The organism is Bradyrhizobium sp. STM 3566 (assembly GCF_045571445.1).
GTDB lineage: Bacteria > Pseudomonadota > Alphaproteobacteria > Rhizobiales > Xanthobacteraceae > Bradyrhizobium > Bradyrhizobium vignae.
Map to the genome: position 1 here is coordinate 33,330 of NZ_CP120693.1, position 17,608 is coordinate 50,937.

17 protein-coding genes are annotated in these 17,608 nt (G+C 59.0%); 2 read left to right on the top strand and 15 right to left on the bottom strand.

Features of this window, described 5'->3' with window-relative positions; genetic code table 11:
* Positions 1-163 precede the first annotated feature (163 nt).
* Genes P6U27_RS37370 through P6U27_RS37385 form a run of 4 tightly spaced genes read right to left on the bottom strand, consistent with a single transcriptional unit; the run spans position 164 to position 3,580 of the window.
* Positions 164-1,180 (bottom strand): branched-chain amino acid ABC transporter permease, encoded by a 1,017-nt coding sequence (locus P6U27_RS37370; RefSeq protein WP_407194696.1) that lies wholly within the window; start codon positions 1,178-1,180, stop codon positions 164-166.
* Positions 1,181-1,182: 2 nt separating this feature from the next.
* Positions 1,183-2,061, bottom strand: coding sequence for a branched-chain amino acid ABC transporter permease (locus P6U27_RS37375; protein WP_407194652.1), 879 nt, complete (start codon positions 2,059-2,061; stop codon positions 1,183-1,185).
* An 11-nt stretch (positions 2,062-2,072) separates the two neighbouring features.
* Entirely contained in the window at positions 2,073-2,786 is a 714-nt protein-coding gene (locus tag P6U27_RS37380) for an ABC transporter ATP-binding protein (protein WP_407194653.1), read from the bottom strand.
* Positions 2,783-3,580, bottom strand: a complete 798-nt coding sequence (locus P6U27_RS37385; RefSeq protein ID WP_407194654.1) for an ABC transporter ATP-binding protein — start codon at positions 3,578-3,580, stop codon at positions 2,783-2,785. Before P6U27_RS37385 ends, P6U27_RS37380 begins: the two co-directional genes overlap by 4 nt.
* A gap of 959 nt (positions 3,581-4,539) precedes the next feature.
* On the opposite strand from P6U27_RS37385, the gene P6U27_RS37390 reads away from it, so the two are divergent.
* On the top strand, positions 4,540-5,163 hold the full coding sequence (locus tag P6U27_RS37390) for a TetR/AcrR family transcriptional regulator (protein ID WP_407194655.1): 624 nt from the start codon (positions 4,540-4,542) through the stop codon (positions 5,161-5,163).
* A gap of 545 nt (positions 5,164-5,708) precedes the next feature.
* Here the strand turns inward: P6U27_RS37390 and P6U27_RS37395 are convergent.
* The 9 genes from P6U27_RS37395 to P6U27_RS37435 form a co-directional block, all read right to left on the bottom strand.
* On the bottom strand, positions 5,709-6,692 hold the full coding sequence (locus tag P6U27_RS37395) for a hypothetical protein (protein ID WP_407123305.1): 984 nt from the start codon (positions 6,690-6,692) through the stop codon (positions 5,709-5,711).
* A 368-nt stretch (positions 6,693-7,060) separates the two neighbouring features.
* Positions 7,061-7,813 (bottom strand): metal-dependent hydrolase, encoded by a 753-nt coding sequence (locus P6U27_RS37400; RefSeq protein WP_407123304.1) that lies wholly within the window; start codon positions 7,811-7,813, stop codon positions 7,061-7,063.
* A gap of 54 nt (positions 7,814-7,867) precedes the next feature.
* Complete coding sequence (locus P6U27_RS37405; protein WP_407194656.1) at positions 7,868-8,986, bottom strand: thiolase family protein; 1,119 nt, start codon at positions 8,984-8,986, stop codon at positions 7,868-7,870.
* 48 nt (positions 8,987-9,034) lie between these two features.
* Entirely contained in the window at positions 9,035-9,328 is a 294-nt protein-coding gene (locus P6U27_RS37410; RefSeq protein WP_407123302.1) for a hypothetical protein, read from the bottom strand.
* A 40-nt stretch (positions 9,329-9,368) separates the two neighbouring features.
* The gene (locus tag P6U27_RS37415; RefSeq protein ID WP_407194657.1) at positions 9,369-10,928 is read right to left on the bottom strand and encodes a class I adenylate-forming enzyme family protein; all 1,560 of its coding nucleotides are present in this window, start codon (positions 10,926-10,928) and stop codon (positions 9,369-9,371) included.
* Positions 10,929-10,988: 60 nt separating this feature from the next.
* Positions 10,989-11,885 (bottom strand): SDR family NAD(P)-dependent oxidoreductase, encoded by an 897-nt coding sequence (locus P6U27_RS37420; protein WP_407123300.1) that lies wholly within the window; start codon positions 11,883-11,885, stop codon positions 10,989-10,991.
* The gene (locus P6U27_RS37425; RefSeq protein WP_407123299.1) at positions 11,886-12,662 is read right to left on the bottom strand and encodes a crotonase/enoyl-CoA hydratase family protein; all 777 of its coding nucleotides are present in this window, start codon (positions 12,660-12,662) and stop codon (positions 11,886-11,888) included.
* A gap of 727 nt (positions 12,663-13,389) precedes the next feature.
* Positions 13,390-14,190: an IclR family transcriptional regulator gene (locus P6U27_RS37430; RefSeq protein ID WP_407194658.1), complete on the bottom strand. Its 801-nt coding sequence runs from the start codon at positions 14,188-14,190 to the stop codon at positions 13,390-13,392.
* A 182-nt stretch (positions 14,191-14,372) separates the two neighbouring features.
* Positions 14,373-14,513 (bottom strand): hypothetical protein, encoded by a 141-nt coding sequence (locus tag P6U27_RS37435; protein WP_407194659.1) that lies wholly within the window; start codon positions 14,511-14,513, stop codon positions 14,373-14,375.
* A gap of 143 nt (positions 14,514-14,656) precedes the next feature.
* Here P6U27_RS37435 and P6U27_RS37440 point away from each other — a divergent pair, with 143 nt between their 5' ends.
* Positions 14,657-14,941, top strand: coding sequence for an oxidoreductase C-terminal domain-containing protein (locus tag P6U27_RS37440; protein ID WP_407123297.1), 285 nt, complete (start codon positions 14,657-14,659; stop codon positions 14,939-14,941).
* A gap of 16 nt (positions 14,942-14,957) precedes the next feature.
* Here P6U27_RS37440 and P6U27_RS37445 read toward each other — a convergent pair whose 3' ends face one another.
* Both P6U27_RS37445 and P6U27_RS37450 read right to left on the bottom strand, forming a co-directional pair.
* Positions 14,958-16,121 carry an acetyl-CoA acetyltransferase gene (locus P6U27_RS37445; RefSeq protein ID WP_407194697.1) on the bottom strand — a complete coding sequence of 388 codons (1,164 nt, stop codon included), beginning with the start codon at positions 16,119-16,121 and terminating at the stop codon, positions 14,958-14,960.
* Between the two features lie 28 nt (positions 16,122-16,149).
* Positions 16,150-17,511 (bottom strand): MmgE/PrpD family protein, encoded by a 1,362-nt coding sequence (locus tag P6U27_RS37450; protein WP_407123296.1) that lies wholly within the window; start codon positions 17,509-17,511, stop codon positions 16,150-16,152.
* Positions 17,512-17,608 lie beyond the last annotated feature (97 nt).

The following is a 17,608-nucleotide window of genomic DNA, read 5'->3' on the forward strand; positions in this document are numbered from 1 at the left end:
GTTCCCCAATATCAGGCCGCTTGCTGCACTGACTTGTCGCGCCAACTCCATTCCTCTTGCGCTCCTCCGGCACATCATTTGACCGCATTCGGGGCTCGGCGGGCGGAAAGGGATCCAAACAAATCGTCATGCCTCTCATCGAGAATAAAGATCCGCTCGCCGCTCACCCGCGGAGATTGTCGGCCCAACGCCAAGCGAGAAAAGCAATCTGCTTGGCTCCGTGCGGGATCAGGAAAATGATTAGGAACAAGATGATGCCGAATGTCGCGCCCGAGAGTCCCTTGGAGATGCTCTCCGCGATGTTTGGGACGAATACGATGAAGGCGCTTCCAACAAGGGAGCCGGGCAACCAGCCTACGCCGCCGACGACCATCCCTAGGAACAGCGAGATTGCGAAGTTAATCGTGTAGGAATCCGGTGCCACAAATTGAATCGTGATCGCTCCGAGGCCGCCGGCGATACCCGTGATCGCGGCAGAAATGCCGAACGCCAGCGTCTTGTAGAGTGCGACGTCGACGCCCATGGCGGAAGCGGCAATATCGTTGTCGCGGAGGGCCATGAAGGCCCGGCCCGAGCGGGAGCGCAACAGGTTTGACGAGAGCACATAGATTGCAATGGCGACGACCAGCGTGACGTAGTAGAACCAAAGATCCTGCGAAATCGTCAAGCCAAACGGTGCGTTCGGCTTCGTCACAACGAGGCCCTGAACACCTCCCGTCCAGTTTTCGAGTGCGTTGAGTTTGAGAAGCTGCGGCATGGCTGTCGCGAGGGCGAAAGTCGCCAATGCTACGTAAATGCCAGACAGTCGCAGCGCTGGCCGACCAAACAGGAAGCCGAACAGAAAGCAAAATACGGCTACGACAGGTAGACAGAGAACATAGTGCAGCTCGTAACGATCCATCAGTATCGCGGTTGCGTAGGCGCCCACGGCATAGAACGCGCTCTGGCCAAGCGAGAACTGGCCCGAGCCGCCGGTGAGGATGTTGAGCGCCAGCACCGCCAGGCCGTAGATCAGCAGCATCGTCATCTGGAAGATGATGAAGTTCTTGACGAAGACGGGGGCGACCAGCAGCGCGGCGAGCACCACCAGCGAGGTGCCGGTGCCGAGCGTCATGGCGCGTTTCGGCACGGCCTCGACCGCCTGGTGGCCTTCTGCAACGACTTCTTCTGCAGCGCTCATGATCAAACTCGCTTGACGATGTGCCGGCCAAACAGGCCGGCGGGTTTGACGACCAGGACGGAGATGATCAGCGCGAGCGCGATCGGGAGCTTCAGCTCGTTGCCGACGCCGGGGATGTAAGTGCCGGCAAGGTTCTCGAAGATGCCGACGAGGAAGCCGCCGACCACCGCGCCGAACGGGCTGGTCAGCCCGCCGAGCACCGCCGCGGCAAAGCCGTAGATCAGGACGCCGCCCATCATGTTGGGTTCGAGGAACACGACAGGCGCGATCAGCATGCCGGCGATTGAGCCGATCGCAGTCGCCATGCCCCAACCGAGCGCGATCATCCAGCTCGTATTGATGCCGACCAGGCGGGCCGATTCAGGCACCGAGGCGGCGGCGCGCATGGCAAGGCCGATCCTGGTGTATTGGAAGAAGAAGTAGAGCCCGAGCAGCAGCAGCACGGTGACGCCGATCATGCCGGCCTGATGGGTCGAGATCAGCTGGCTGCCCAGGAACGGCGAGGAGCCGAACGGGGTCGGGTACTGCTTGATGGTGAAGTCCCAGATCAGGCCGGCCGAGGAGTTGATGATCGCAAACAGCGCGATGAAGCCCGCGACGTTGGTCAGCACCGGGGCCTTGGCCAGCGGCTTGAACAGGATGCGCTCGATGGCGATGCCGGCGACGAAGGAAAAGGCCAGCGTGATGACGAAGGCGCCCCAATAGGGCACGCCCCATTGCATCAATTGCCAGGAGATGAAGGTCGAGAACATCGCCATCTCGCCCTGCGCGAAGTTGAGATGGTCGATCGCCTGGTAGATCATGACCACGGCCAGCGCCATGCAGGCATAGATCGCACCCGTGGCGATTCCGGCCAGCACCTGGTTGGTGAAAAGCTCCATCGTGCCGGCTCCTAGTAACCCAGATAGGATTTGCGGATCTCTTCGTTGTTCGCGATGTCCTTGGCCTTGCCCGACATCACGATACGTCCGGTCTCGATCACATAGGCCTGGTCGGCCAGCTCGAGCGCGAGCTGGGCGTTCTGCTCGACCACCAGGATCGACACCTTGTCCTCGCGGTTGATCTTGCCGAGGATGCGGAAGAGATCGCGCACGACCAAGGGTGCAAGGCCGAAGGACGGCTCGTCCAGCAGCATCAGGCGCGGCCGCAGCATCAGCGCACGGGCGACCGCGAGCATCTGCTGCTCGCCGCCGGAGAGCGTGCCGGCCTGTTGGGTATGCCGCTGCTTGAGCACCGGGAAATGCCCATACATGCGTTCGATGTCGGAGACGATGCCGGCGCCGTCCTTGCGGGTGATGGCGCCGAGCTGCAGGTTCTCCTCCACCGTCATGTTGGTGAAGGTGCCGCGGCCCTGCGGCACATGGGCGATGCCGAACCGCACGATGCTCTCGGTCGAGCGGTTGTTCAGCGGCTTGCCGTCGAACTCGATGCCGCCGGTGGAGCGCACCATGTTGCAGATCGCCCGCAGCGTCGTGGTCTTGCCGGCGCCGTTGGCCCCGAGCAGCGTCGTCAGCGAGCCCTCGTTGAGCGAGAAGGACAGGCCGTGGAGCGCCTGGACCTGGCCGTAATAGGCGCGCAGGTCCTTGACGTCGAGCAGAACAGTCATTGGTCCTTGCTCCCGAGATAGGCCTTGATGACGTCGGGGTCCGCCTGCACCTGGGCGGGGGTGCCTTCGGCGAGCTTCTTGCCGAAATTCAGCGCAACGACGTGGTCGGCGATCGACATCACGAGGCCCATATGGTGCTCGACCAGCAGCACGGTCATGTGGCGCTCGTCGCGAATGCGGCGGATCAGGTCGCCGAGCACGTAGACTTCCTCGTGGTTGAGGCCGCCGGCGGGCTCGTCCAGCAGCAGGATCTTCGGATCGGCCGCGAGCGCCCGCGCCAGCTCCACGCGCTTCTGCGTGCCGAACGGCAGGCCGGAGACAGTGGTGTGGGCGACGTCCTCGAGATCGAGATAGCTGAGGATCTCGTGCACCTTCTTGTTCATGTCGGTTTCGCTGCGGCGGATCCAGGCGAGGCGCAGCGAGTCGCTGATGATGTCAGAGGAGGTGCGGGCATGGGTGCCGACGCGGACATTGTCCCTCACCGACAGGTTTGGAAACAGCGCCACGTTCTGGAAGGTGCGGCCGATGCCGATCTCGGCGATCCGGTGCGGCGGCCGCGACAGGATGCTCGCGCCCTCCATCAGGATGTCGCCGGACGACGGCTGGTAGAGCCGCGAGAGACAGTTGAAGAGCGTGGTCTTGCCGGCACCGTTGGGGCCGATCAATCCGAGGATCTGGCCCTTGTGCATGTCAAAGGACACACCGTTGAGCGCGACGATGCCGCCGAACACGACGCTGACGTCGCGAACCGCGAGCAAAGGCGATGTCCCCTGCACCAGCTGTGCCCGCGTCATCTCGTCTCGTCTGCGTGCTCGGGCGGTGAGAACAAGAAACCCGCGCGGGTGCACGGCCCCATGCGTTTCAGGTTCAACGAAAGCCCTCCCCTCGCCCGCTTCCTTTCACGCTGTTTCGGCAACGACACAGCTACGCAGTGCACCTCGCTTTAGGCACTTCCCCACATTATTGATCAATGATCGAGCGGTCGCGAGGCGGCTCAACGACAACTTGCAGACTAAAGCCAGCCGTGCACGTGCTCTTCGAGGCCAAATGATTGCGAACCTGTCGTACTTGACCGCCACGTATTGGCTTTTGAGCTGTACATTGAGCGACCTCCGTTCGTTGTTTTTAGCTTTATGAACAATCTATTCTCTATCAGATTTACTTGTCAGTCAATCAGCAAGTTCCTGGCGCCCAGTGGCTCGCGACCGCAAGTGGCCGCAGCGTCCTATAATCTTTGCCCAACCTCGGACGGCTCTATCGCATTCATTGGCTCCAATGAGCTCATTGAGCAACACATTGACGTACACGAGTGGTTTCCAAGCCACCCGCAAGGGTCAAGAGCATCGATCGGCCGGACGCGGGGCCCCACCGGTGAATGCGCCGAACGTCTCGTACAAGCATATTTCCGACTAGCGGGAATTCCAGAACGACTGGATGCGACACTTGATCTGCCATCTCATGCGGGCCTCCCATCTCTCCGGCATCGCCGCACACTGGTTGCGCCACATTGTTTCTGCCCTTGTGTCCACGGTAGAGCTACCAGCCGAATCAGGCTTTGGAAGTGAGACGAAGGACGATCCAAGATGTCGGATCGCGTTATCGCGAAGTGCATAGTGGCTGACCAGTAGTGCCGTTTGTGCCAAATATCCTGGGCAGCTAATATGGTTTTCAGAGATGGTTTCGCCTAGAACGAGATTCATCGATCACGCGGGTTGGCTCGTTAAATCAGACAATGGATGGGACGAAAGCGGGAATGTTGAAAGAAAGAAGAACGCAAGCTGAGAGGAGCGCTGAATCCCGGTCTCGGCTCGTGCAGGCAGCGATTAGACTATTGAGCACGCGCGGCTATGCAAAGGCTTCGTTAGTTGAGATCGGCAAGGAAGCGAAGCTGAGCCGCGCTTTGGTAGGCCATCATTTCGGCTCGAAAGAAGCTTGCATGCGTTCGGTGGTCTCGACGATCAGGGAGGAGATGACCGAACGATTGTTCCCCCCGAACAAAGGTAAGCGCGCGCCGGAGTCGGTTCTAGGTCTGCTCAAGATGCTTCATGACGACGACGCCAATGCACGAGCCATGCTGACCATTTTGGTTGAAGCCGTCACAGCCACCCCGGGCCTCAGACCAGCTGTTGCCGAGACAAACGCGGTTATTCGGGCGGGTATCATTGAATCTATCAATGCCGAATTGGCTGCGTCCGCTTCAGCCCAAAAAGTCGATGTGCAAAGCCTAGCGGTCGTGATCGAGGGGATATTACGCGGCGTCGCCTTACAATGGCTGGCGGACCCTGATTCGATAGACCTGCAAGCCGTCATCCGTATGGCACAGTCGATGATCCGCTCACAAATTGACGCTCCTGTCCGTCTCGCGAAAAAGCGCTGATCTAAGGTCAAGCACTCATTTCGGGTCGGACGTGAAAAGTGTGCGGCTCGGCTTTACGTGCTTTTCGCCAATAGGATCACAAGGCGTCGGCCGCACGGAGATCTTCCCGAACCAGAAATCCGTCCAACTTGGAACGCATCTGTCCTCATCGCTATTTCGTTGAACGATCGACGTACCGGAGACCAGGTGATTGCGCACCCCGACGACAGCGGGAGGTAACCTGAAAAACCTACGCTTAGCGCCGAATTTCGCCTGTTGCATTGGTCGACCTGTAATTCCTTCGCCCGACCTGGTTCGCTTCCAGCTACCGCAAGCTGCTCGCCGAGTCGGCTATTAGCGATCAAGCCAACTACTCATGGACAAGCCGCGAAATGGTTTATCTCCGCATTGATCTCGTTAAGTGATCGCAATTCACGACCACCGGCCTTGAGTTGACCATCTTCCGCCCTGCTCCGCGCACGCGAGAAGAGGAAATCTCCGGCGGGCATGCCGGAGATTCAAGTTTGGGAGGAATCCAAGAATGTTGGAGGCGTGCTGACGGGCCATTAGAACTTGACAGTCACGCCCGTGTATACCGTCGAAGCTGTACAAGCGCCCCCTATACATGACGGACTTGTTTCATGGTTGAGACCTAGGACATTCTGGTTCCACTTGTAAGCGACCCACAGATCCAAGGCGTGCGAGTAAGTTTTGCCCCAGAGCAGTTTGCTGGCATCGAGAGTTAGTCGGACCGGCTCGGTGTAAATTTGCGTCGCCGACGGTACGAAGATTTTGGATGGAAGAGCGCCGGCAGGATAACCGGAGCCCATTTCGCCGATGATCAGCATACGGCCGCTTACCGCCAGCGGAATCGTTTCTGGTAGAAAGCCAAGATCCATGTAGTAATTTGCTTCGACCGCCCAGGTCGGGCGGAATTCCAGCACGCCATCGGGCACCCCGGGCCGGAATGGTCCAAACGGCGTTATGGTCCCAGAATAGATCCATTCCTTGTAAACCAGAGGCGCCACATTCAGGAAGCCTTTGTACGGCAGATCAAACGCGAACTGGAGGCCAGCGGTGACCGCCGTCACGTTCAGCGCAGATGCGACATCTCGCATTCCACGGTCGGCGCCCACCTCAAGCGAAACGTTTCTCAGCGGCGCCGCTGTAAAGAGTTTGGTGTCGAAGATCTCGTTGAACCCGAATGTGCTTCGAATTGATGCATAGTCGAGAACTGATCCGGCACATCCCTGATAGGAGACCGTGCAGGGGGACGCCGGGGCATGTTGCGAATATTTCACAAGCCCCACATTGATCAGATTGGTTCCGTAATTCCACGCGTCGAAATGGGTGAAGGCAAATGTCATTTCTGGCGTTCGACCGGGAAAGCCTGGAGACGCTCCGTCGGGCGCGTAGGCGAATGTAAGGCGATTGTCATTGATGAAGAAGAATGGGAACGGATTGGCCGCTTTCTTCGGCGGAATAACTTTGACCGGCGGCTGTGGAACGTCCGCTGCTGAAACAGTTTCTACTGATTGCAGCATCCCCACGAGAGCCACTGCTATCGATGCATGGAGCCATCTATGATGCATTTCCTTTTCCCCGTTTTACTATGTTGTGGACGCTCTGGTGCATTTGCAGCCCGAGCATGACGTATCCGTTTCCGCAGTGAGGTCACTGCGGGACGTGAACATTGAATAGATCTGAAAGTTGGATGTTGTACGTAGCAGTCCCTGGCTACATGCCGCCGCGCGCTTCCGAGCACCAGAGTTCAAGCACTAAGTGTCTTTGACAAATCGGTCCTTCGCGGCGAGTTTGCTCATTCGATTTGCATGCTCGTCCTCCCTCCCCCTTGAAAAGCCCGACCAATTTTTTGTGATCTTTTCGGGCTCACCATCTGCAAACTGGCCTGTACTACTTAGGCGTGAACGACGTCACCGACCTTCGGAACGATGACCTTGATACGCGGATCCTGTCGCGCAACGGCTTCGACGAAGCGGGCAGGTGTCTGTTCGAGGATCGGGAATCCACCATAGTGACACGGTATGGCGATGCGCGGCTTGAGATAGCGACACACCGCTAAAGCGGCCCCCTCCGCACCCATCGTGAAGCGGTCCCCGACGGGAACGATCACAACATCCGGCTTGTACAGTTCATTGATAAGCGACATATCCGAAAACACATCGGTGTCGCCCATGTGATATACTGTTGGCTGCCCCTTTGAGCGAATAACGAACCCGTTGGGATTGCCAAAGCTTATGGAAACGCCAAGATCGGACAGTTGTGAAGTTGTTCGACCAGCAAGAGCCAGCATCGTCACTGCGAGTTCAGCTGATGAGTGATAGGCGCGCGTTGCGGTCACCTGAAACCCACCCGCGTCGATCGTGCCTCCGACATTCAAGAGGTCGGTTCTTTTCACGCCGTTGGCAGCGAGCCAGTTTCCTAGTTCGTAACCTGCGATGACGAGGGCATTGGTCTTGTCGGCAATTGGTATGGTGTCGCCCACGTGATCGGCATGACCGTGCGTCACAAGAACGTGGGTAACGCCGTCAATCGCCGCTTCGAGATTTCCTGCAAATAGAGAATTTCCGGAAAAGAACGGATCGATCAAGACGACCGCATCGGAAAATGCGATACGAAAGTTTGAATGTCCAAACCAGGTGATATCCATGCGATCTCTCCACCTAACTTCAGAAACGATTTTCCGGATGAGCGTTCCTCACGCTCAGTCTCTTGCATACACCTGCCCAATGGATAATCCTCCGAGGCCGATGAGATGGCATAGGCCGACACGGTCGGAGTTCGCTTGACGCAGTCGTCGAGCAGTTTCCCAGATTTGGGCGAGTCCCGTCGGTCCGCCAGGGTGCCCTCGCGCTATCAAACCGCCATCGGTCGAGAACTCGGGAAGGCCAAACCGTTGTTTTGAGCTGGGACCAAACGCACCACGTTCGATAAGCAAATGGGTCTCGTCGGGATCCGAGAAGCCGAGCGACTCGTAGTACAACATCTCTTCGATAGCGAAAGCATCGTGAACTTGGACGATGTCCACGTCGGCAGGGCGCAATCCAGCCTTTGACAGCGCCGTTGTGCCAACCAATCGGGCTGCGGCCATCTGTTCTTCAAGCGCTCCACCGCGCCCCCCCTCGTGCGATGTCGTGCGGAACACGCTGGCGACGGCCCGTATGGGAACGGACTGCGTCCGCTTCAACGCCGAGCCGGAGCAGAACACTGCGGCAGCGGCGCCCTCACTCCAAGTGGTGCACATCATCGCCGTCAGCGGGGCGGCTGCCATCTTGCTCCGAATAACCTTTTCGGCCGTCACAGGCTCGCTAGCACGACGCGCCGCATGAGGGTTGTTTCGAGCGTAGTTCCAGTTCTTCGCCGCAATCGCCGCGAGATGTTGCTCGCCGGCGGCGCCGGTTTGCAGCCGCCGCGCGGCGAGAAGGGCGAACGGGACAATTGGCGGCGCCTGTCGTTCGTTTGCGATTACGCTGAGGGTCGACATCTCTGTGTCAGGACAATCATATCCGATCGCCAAGACGGTCTCCGCCCGCCCCGACATGATTGCGCTGATTGCTTCATGCGCAACGCAAAGGCCCGTCGCCGATGCATTCGATAGATGCTGGACAGGAACGCCGGTCAGTCCCAGTTCCTCGGCCACGAAGACACCGCGCGGACTGAGAGGGTGAGCTGTGCCCGCATAGACTGCGTCGATCTTATCGAATGTCAGTCCAGCGTCGCCAAGGGCCCTCAACGAGGCCTCGACAGCCAGACGTTTACCCGAGCCGACTTCATGCCGACCAAAGTTGGTCATCCCAACGCCTACCACATAAACGTCAGTCATAAACTCTCCGTCCGCCGTCTGCCTCTGACGCAAAAGTGTGCCGCCTTCCTAGGTCGACTTCTCAAAAAAGAGGCGCCCGTTCTCGGCACGTACTCCGATGAAATGGCCGCCTGCGGCCTTTGGAGGTTCTTGAAGTACGACTTCCAATTCGATCCCGATCGGCAGCCGAAGTAGCCCGTACACGGTGTCCAGATATTCGGTCCACGCTACAAGGACGCCCTCGGCCGCGATCTCCAGAGACTCGCACTCCCTAAGGCTTCCGTCGGCGGCAAAGCGGCGCGGAGGGTAGTAAACCGCACCGGTCGCGGGATCGTGCGAGGCGTGCAGGGTTGCGATACTCATATGTCCTCCAACGACGATGCGTATACCAACAGCACTGTCATTAATGGCTGCGTTGAGCTCCGATTGCGGTTCGGTCCTGTTGCTGATGATCCATCCAGAGTTTGCGAAGATCTTTCTTGATAAGTTTTCCGCCGGTGTTCACCGGAATCTCCGGCAACATGAAGATGCGGCGCGGCCACTTGTACTTTGCCAATTGTCCCTCGCAGAAGGCTATCAATTCGCTCTCGCTCGCCGCAGCCCCCTGCTTAAGTTCAACGTAAGCAACGGGCTGCTCTCCTAGGTCCATATGCGGGACGCCGATCACCGCAGCCAAAGCCACCGCCGGATGCAGCGACAGTGCGCGTTCGATTTCGGCAGGGTAAACATTGCTTCCTCCAGCAATGATCATGTCCGTGAGGCGATCTGTGATGAACAAATAGCCTTCCTCATCGAGATAGCCGACGTCTCCCGTCCGATAGTAGCCGTCAGCGTCGATCTTATCCGAGCCCAGCTTGCCCTTGCCGATGTAGCCGGTAATGATCGAAGGCGTGTGAACACGAATTTCGCCATTTTGCCCCGGCGGCAATGCACGGCCGTCTTGATCTACGATCCGGATGGACACGTGTTTGAACGCGCGGCCAGCCGTTCCGGGACGTTTGCGTTGCTCCAGGGGCGTGGCACCAGCAATCATGCCGGCCTCGACGGTGCCGTAGCTTTCATACAGGCACTCGCCAAACACCTCCGTTGCCCGCAACTTCAACTCAGGCCCAGCCGGGGCGCCACCAAACTGCAAGCACTTGAGCGAACTTACGTCATACTTACGCAGAATTGCGTCGGGCAGGTTGAGCACGCGGCGGATCATGGTCGGCACGCTGCCCCAGTGCGTGATCTGCTTGGATGCGATAAGGGCGAGCGTTTGTTCGGGATCGAACTTGCGCTGAAAGACAACCATCCCGCCAGTGGACAGGGCTATCCGCGTGAACGCGGGCCCGACACCGTGATGAAGTGGGAGATTGACCAGCGCTCGGTCTCCTGGCCCTCCAGCCGCGCCGTTGAAGTTTACGGAATTGGCGTATTCTGCAGCGATCCGCAGGTCCCGCGGAGGCGTGCGCAGGGTTCCCTTGGGGGTGCCCGTCGTCCCCGACGAGTAGATGATCATCTGCGCAAAGTCGCGCGCTTCCTCTGTGACCCGCTTCGTTGAGGCAAGGAGGTCAGAATACGCAATGCCAAAGCGCTTCGTGTCGCCCAAGCAAACCGTTGCACGTAAGTGCAGCGCCAGGCACATCTCCCGCAGCGATGCTGGGTCATCGTCATCGCAAACAAGCGCGACGACTCCGCAGTCGTTGAATATGTCCTTCATCTCCGTTGCGGTCAGCCGGTAGTTAATGGCGACATGAACGGCGCGGAGCTTTGCGAGGGCAAGATTCGTAACCAGCCACTCGAGCCTATTGTGCATACGGACGGCTACGCGATCACCAGCACCTATTCCCTGGTCCGAGAGGCCCGCCGCAAGCCGACCAGCCTGTTCTTCCCATTCCGCGAAGCTAAGTGTTCGACCTCCCTCGCACGCAACGATCGTAGAGAGATCTTCGGGAGAAAAAGGAGGCTTCCCTATTGCCATGATGTACCCCAATTCCGACGCAGCCCTGCCAAATACGAGCCGTGGATTGAACGCAGCCGATTAGCAAAGCCCGCCGCGCTCGCCTCCGCTGACGGTCACGATCTGACCGGTGACGTAGTTGGCCAAGGGCGATGAAAGCCAGAAGATTGCATCTGCAGCCTCTTGGACTGTTCCTGTTCGACCCACCAAGTTGGACGAGATCGGCCGGGGCTCGTATACTTTTGCGGGATCGTACTGCTGGGCAATGCCGTGCCGTTGGCTCGTTTTTTCGTTGAATCCCAGCGCGATTTCTCGACCGCCAGTCTTCACAGTTTGAGCAGCAGTCAGCGGAGCGCCGAAACGCGTTTGGATCGCGCCAAACGCGACGGCGTTGACGTTGATCTTGAAGCGCCCCCACTCCAGCGCCAGCGACTTGGTGAAGCCGTTCAAAGCCCCCTTCGCCGTCGCATAGTTCGTCCCTCCGAAGGAGCCGAAAGTTGCCGCGATCGCGGAGACGTTGACGATTTTGCGAAATCGCTCTATGCCGGTGGCTGCTTCGGTCTTTGCGGGTTCACACATGTAGGGCGCTGCCGCACGGCAAATGCGAAATGGCGCCACGACGTGGATATCCAACATGGATTGAAACTGCTCATCCGTCATTTTCTCAACGACGGAATTCCAATAATATCCAGCAGCATTGACGATGATATCGAGTCGTCCGAACGCGTCGATTGCGTGCTTAATGAGCAGATCCGGGACGCCCGGCTCAACCAAGTCGCCCACAAATGAAGTCGCGAAGACGCCGATATTCGCGGCCTCCGCTTCAACGGCCGAGGCGTCAACATCCGCCAAGCAGACGCGCGCCCCGTTTGCGGCGAGCGTGTGGGCGACGGCTCTGCCGATGCCTTGACCGGCTCCCGTGACAACGGCAACCTGATCTTCCAGAAGGCTCGATTTGAGAGTTGGACTCGGCTGCACTTAGTACCCCTTCCAGACAGGCTTACGCTTCTCGGCAAAGGCGCGCAGCCCTTCGGCGCGATCCTCTGAATTTATGACTGGGTCGAGATATTTTCGCTGCCGCTCCCAGAATTCCGCATCTGGCCAGTCCGCAGCTTGTCGGACAATTTGAACGCCGGCAGCGACGGATAATGGACCGTTGGCCACTAGCCTTTCCGCGAGATCGATCGCAAGCTCGAGTGCCTTGCCTGGCTCCGCTAGTCTGTTCACGAGCCCAAGCCGGTGCAATTCGGCTGCCGGCCAAGCTTCACCGATAAGCGCCAATTCCATAGCGACGTGATATGGAAGCCGCTTCGGCAGCCGGGCTAGCCCGCCGCCTAAGGCAGCCAATCCTCTAGTGACTTCGGGCAACCCCATCGTCGCAGTCCGCGACGATACGATGAGATCGCAGGCCAGGCATAATTCGAGGCCGCCGGCGAGGGCGTGCCCTTCAACCGCCGCAATGACCGGCTTCTTCGGCCGCTCCCTCATGATTCCGAAGCCACCTCGTCGCGGCGATTCGGCGAGATCGCCCTTCGCCGCCGCGATCAGGTCTTGACCCGAGCAGAATACCCCCCCGGAGCCCGTGATTACGGCTGCCCGCAGCTTGTCATCGCCATCGTAGGCATCCATCGCCGCTTCCATTGCACGCGCGGTCGCACCGTCGAAGGCATTTCGCCGGCTGTAGCGATTGATGGTGACGACGAGAATATGCTCGCGCGGCTGCTCCAGTACTAAGAGCGACCCAGACTCTTCCACGTTGCCTCCCCTAAAGGCGCTTAGGCTTCTCTGTTCACCCTACTTCATTGTTGATCAATCGACAAGTATATAATCGGAAAATGATTACGTGACGAAATTACGAATAGCGGAATTTCATCTTTGGCCGATGAGCCTCGTGGAGATTGCTATTCTCGCAACTCTCTGGCTGAGAATCTCTTCAAAGCGCTGGGGGCGCGGCGACTTCTTGCGAAATAGCCAGGAGAACATACTCGCCAGCTGCTTCGGTATTAAAAGCGCCCAGACTCTTCCGCGCGGCCTCTTAAGCGCGGGAGCTTCTCGGCCTAGTTGCGTCGTGGGATACAAAGTACGGAATTTCATACTTGCCACCTCATAAAGATCGCTTTGCTCGCAAACTCCCTTAGGCGGATGCCGGGAAGCTCTTCGAAGCGCCAGGGGCGCGGCGATCTTTCGCGATAGGATCCCCTAGCCAAGGAAGGCCTCCCGGCCTCGCGCACAGGCCGCAATGCCGGAAGGACGCCAAGGGGATTTTCAACCTGCTCAACCCCAGAAGCCAAAGGCACGTACACCCGCCGCATAGTCCGCAATAGTGAACACTTGAAGTCTGGGCGCCGCCATGCCTCAGCCTGTTCCCCATGTATTCAGATCCGGGCGGTGAATTGTTCAGAAGGCGCTCACAACCGGTGCATTCGTACGAATGGGGCGCTCGCCAAATCGCTAATATGTAGCCGGGCTGTCCGACTGTTGGTCAATCAGCCGAATCTGGTCTCACATAGCCAAGGTTCGCTGACAGACGCCGAGTTGTATGTAAGAGTGACGTCACCGGAAGTCCGTTAATAGCAGTGTCGTACTCCCCTCGTGCGCCGATGACCGTAATGGCAGCGACGAGTTGTTGCTGATGGTCAAAAACAGGCGCGCTGATGCCGTCGATTCCTTGCGCGTACTCGCTTAATGAGCGGGCAACGCCGTTGGCCCTGGTCTCTTTCTTTATCGATTCGAATTGCTTCCGAGCGGAGTGGGGAAGGCTTTTCAACTGCCAATCAACAAATTGAAGCACGTTCTTATCACTTGAGAAGGTTGCAAAGACTCGACCTGTCGCTGATTCGAAAATCGGCAAAACACTTCCCGGTTTGGCATTCACAGTAACAGCCTTGCTTCCCTCCTCGACTAAAACGTACGATGGGCCATGCGTACCCCAGACTGCTAGGCCCACCGTGACGCCAAGTTCGTCACGAAGGCTGGACAATTCCTGCCCCGCCAGCCGCACGATATTAAGGCTTCCAAGCGCGGACATGCCAACCCGCAATGCCGCCGGCCCCAAACGGTATGCTCCGTTCGGTTCGCGCTCGACGAATTTGGTCCGCATGAAGCTTACGAGATAGCGATGCGCCTTAGGGGCCGGCATGCGAGTGGACGCAGACAATGCCTTCAGATTCTGTGGGCGAGAAGATGCAGCAAGCGCCTCCAACAGGAGCATTCCGGTTTCGATTGAATTGACGCCCAAAGGCTCATGATGCCGACCACCGGTTTGACGTTTCTTGCTACTCATTCGCCAGCGCCCCAACTTATTGATATCCTGGGGAGTTTTATGCCGTCGAACGAGATTCTGCCAGTTGAAAAGTTTGGCCCGCTTGTCGCGCGGACGGCGCTCCAGTGGCGCTTGGCTCGGCAGCGCGCTCTTTTCTTATAGCAGAGGCAGCCTTCTCGCTGCAGTAAGCCTATTGGATGTGGCTATCGCTGTGTGGAGAGGCTCGATTCGATCGCTCGCACCGGTTCAAGATCGATAAACACGCGGTAATCAGCTATGGAGCCATTGCGCCAACGTGCGGTTGAAGTGCACGGCACGGTGACGTGTGTTTCGTCGGCAAACATGTGAGTCACCTCACACTCGATTGCGCCCCGCGCCCTAATCTTTCGCACGCGCGACGATCCGGCTGGGATCGGTTCAGAACGCCACTGACCAAGTCAAATGCGTAGCGCGCAGGCTGGTCGGGAAGCCGGCGCCCTTCCATAGCTTGCCGTGGTTCTGGAGCAACCAGGGCAGCCTCAAGCTTCAGATCGCCGGGCTCGTGCGAGGCTGCGATACGTGTGTCTCACGCGACGATCCCAAAACATCGGCTTTTTCGGTATTCGGCTTCGCCGATGGAACGCTGCGATGCGATGAATCGGTGAACCGGCCTGGCGACCACATCGCCGCCAGAAGGCTCTTGGAGTCCGGCTGCGCGATCACCCCTGAAGAAGCAGGAGACATAACCTTCGACCTGAAGGCGGCCCTGCGGCTGACCGCCGCGGCCAGTTGAGGGCGCCCTACCGATTTCAGCTCTCTCTTTCGAGGATCGAAACGTAGTTCGCGACGCCGCTGCCTCCCATGTTGAATACGCCGCCGATCCGGGGATCTCGCGCTTTGACACCGGGATATTCGCCGGCGAGCTGCATCGCGGCCATGACGTGCATGGAAACTCCGGTAGCTCCGATCGGGTGTCCCTTGGCCTTCAGGCCTCCGGACAGGTTGACCGGCAACCTGCCTCCGGGCTCCGTCACACCATCCAACACGACGCGCGCTCCCTCCCCCGGGTTCGCCAAGCCCATGGCTTCGTACTCCATTAGCTCCGCAATCGTGAAGCAGTCGTGAGTCTCCACGAACGAGAGATCCATGAGCTGTAGCCCGGCTCTATCCAGGGCCATTCGCCAAGCCTTCGAACATCCCTCCAGACGCGTCATGTCGCGCCGGTTCATCGGGAGGAAGTCGTTCACTTGAACCAGCGATCGGATCCGAACCGATTTCTCGGCCTGGCGCGCAATATCGGGACAGGCGATCAGCAGGGCCGCCGCGCCGTCGGATACCATCGAGCAATCCGTCCTGCGCAAGGGACCGGCGACCAGCGGATTCTTGTCGCTCACCGTCCTGCAGAATTCGTAGCCGAGATCCTTCTGCATGTGGGCGAGCGGATTGGCTGCGCCGTTGCGATGGTTCTTGGCAGCGATGCGCGCGAGCGCGTCCGACTGATCACCGAACCTCTGGAAATAGTTGTTTGCGATCTGGCCGAAGAGCCCCGCGAACGACCCGGCTCCTGCTTCCGCGGCCACGTAGCTCGCGCTGATCAGGCCGCGGTTGACTTCTTCAGCGGAAGCCGACGTCATCTTTTCGGCTCCTACGACGAGGACGAGGCGTGCGGCTCCGGACTCGATTGCGCGGATGCCTTGCAGGATAGCTGCGGATCCTGTGGCGCATGCGTTTTCGACCCTCGTCGCCGGCTTGAACTGCAAAGCCGGATCAGCCTGCAGCGCCAGCGACGCAGGGAATCCCTGGGGAACGAACCCGGCGCCGAAGTTTCCCACGAAGATCTCGTCGATGGCGCCAAAATCCACTTTCGCGGAGGCGACAGCTTCCTTGACGGCCCGGACCAAAAGGGACTCAAGCGTATCTTCCGTGAGCTTGCCGAATGCGGTGTGCGACCATCCGATAAGATAAGCGTCCATGTATGCGTCCTTTCGATTGAACTCGCGATCAGTTGGCGGCGAGCAGGCCGACGAGGTGCCGGACATCGCCGAGCTCTTCAAGATTCTCGATCATTCGGGCGATCGCCTGGCCCCTCGCCTCCGCGTTCTTGACCGGAGAATAACGTACGCAGTCTTCGAACCGGCGCTGGTGTGCCGCCGCGCTCAATGGACTGTCCGGAAATCCGTCCGGGTGATCCAGTTTCAAGCTGACGGACTCGCCGGACGCGGTCGTAACGTCGAGATCCACTGCGGTATGTCCTCGGGCATCCAGCGTCGGGTCCACTCGCACCTCCACATTCCGTGCGAGCTTTACGATCTCATCCCGGCCAACCGACTCGGGCGTGAAATGACTGAGCTCCGACGAGCCGTGAAGCAAAGCGTTCGCCACGCAGAACTGTATGCTGAACTGCGCGTTGACGCGCGGGTTCTCGCCCACGACGAACTGATGGCCGACCAGCTTATGGGCATAGGGCGGCACCCGGACCGAGATCGATCTCACGTGATCTGCACGGACGCCGTGCCTCTGAACGGCCTCGAGAGTCAGTTGCGTGATGCCTTGCGTCAGACCGCAGCTCGGAAACTGCTTGAAGACGGTCCGCTCGAGGCGGAACTCCTCGCCTAGCGCGTGTGTAAAACGGTCGTCTGTTGCGTCGCCGGCGAAAAGCCGGCGATAGCCATAGACGCCATTCAGGAAGTTCTTCGGGCCGGTGATGCCGACGGCAGCCAAGTCGGCACAAAGCACTCCGGACTCGGCCACCCATCCTTGGATGACCCGCACGGCGAGCGAACCGTCGACATTGCTCTGGAAGCTGCCGCCCGCGCGATTGAACGCCAACGCGAGTGCATGAAGCGTCTCGTGAGGCGGGAGCCGCCTTATTCGACATGCGGTCGCCGTTGCTGCAAACACACCGGCAACGCCGGTGGGATCGAAACCATGGTACTCCGCTTCCGACAGATTGAAGCGCGATCCGATCTCGGCGCCCACCGCGATCGCTGCGAGCAGATCGCGTCCGCTGCAACCACCGATGCTTTCGGCCATGGCGAACGCTACGGGCACGATCGAAGAGCCCATGTGCAGACCCGGCGCCATTGCGTCGCAATAGTCGAGTGCGCGACAGATGACTCCGTTGGCGAACGCGGCCGCACGCGCCGGGACTTTGGCGCCTGTGAAAAAGACCGTGGCTTCGCTCTTGCCACCCGCCTCTAGAACATACTTTTGGACTTCGCGGCAACCCTGCTCGGAAGCGCCGGCCATTCCCGTGCCGATCACGGCAAGCACGATCTGCTTCACGATCGTACGAGCGCTGTCCGAAAATTCCTCGAAGCTCGCCTTCAAGACGAAATCAGCCAATGCCTGTTCGCTGCTCATATGCCCTTCTCCTACACGCCTCAGAAGCGAGTTCTACAGAGGCCGGCCCTCGCTATCCGCCCGATGTACTCGCTTCCATTGCCTTCCCACGCCAATC

What these genes read in the sequence shown, in the direction of transcription:
- P6U27_RS37375 (WP_407194652.1), bottom strand. Translation starts at nt 2,061, where the DNA reads ATGGAGCTTTTCACCAACCAGGTGCTGGCCGGAATCGCCACGGGTGCG.
- P6U27_RS37370 (WP_407194696.1), bottom strand. Translation starts at nt 1,180, where the DNA reads ATGAGCGCTGCAGAAGAAGTCGTTGCAGAAGGCCACCAGGCGGTCGAG.
- P6U27_RS37430 (WP_407194658.1), bottom strand. Translation starts at nt 14,190, where the DNA reads ATGAGTAGCAAGAAACGTCAAACCGGTGGTCGGCATCATGAGCCTTTG.
- P6U27_RS37445 (WP_407194697.1), bottom strand. Translation starts at nt 16,121, where the DNA reads ATGGACGCTTATCTTATCGGATGGTCGCACACCGCATTCGGCAAGCTC.
- P6U27_RS37385 (WP_407194654.1), bottom strand. Translation starts at nt 3,580, where the DNA reads ATGACGCGGGCACAGCTGGTGCAGGGGACATCGCCTTTGCTCGCGGTT.
- P6U27_RS37415 (WP_407194657.1), bottom strand. Translation starts at nt 10,928, where the DNA reads ATGGCAATAGGGAAGCCTCCTTTTTCTCCCGAAGATCTCTCTACGATC.
- P6U27_RS37405 (WP_407194656.1), bottom strand. Translation starts at nt 8,986, where the DNA reads ATGACTGACGTTTATGTGGTAGGCGTTGGGATGACCAACTTTGGTCGG.
- P6U27_RS37435 (WP_407194659.1), bottom strand. Translation starts at nt 14,513, where the DNA reads ATGTTTGCCGACGAAACACACGTCACCGTGCCGTGCACTTCAACCGCA.
- P6U27_RS37410 (WP_407123302.1), bottom strand. Translation starts at nt 9,328, where the DNA reads ATGAGTATCGCAACCCTGCACGCCTCGCACGATCCCGCGACCGGTGCG.
- P6U27_RS37390 (WP_407194655.1), top strand. Translation starts at nt 4,540, where the DNA reads ATGTTGAAAGAAAGAAGAACGCAAGCTGAGAGGAGCGCTGAATCCCGG.
- P6U27_RS37450 (WP_407123296.1), bottom strand. Translation starts at nt 17,511, where the DNA reads ATGAGCAGCGAACAGGCATTGGCTGATTTCGTCTTGAAGGCGAGCTTC.
- P6U27_RS37380 (WP_407194653.1), bottom strand. Translation starts at nt 2,786, where the DNA reads ATGACTGTTCTGCTCGACGTCAAGGACCTGCGCGCCTATTACGGCCAG.
- P6U27_RS37400 (WP_407123304.1), bottom strand. Translation starts at nt 7,813, where the DNA reads ATGGATATCACCTGGTTTGGACATTCAAACTTTCGTATCGCATTTTCC.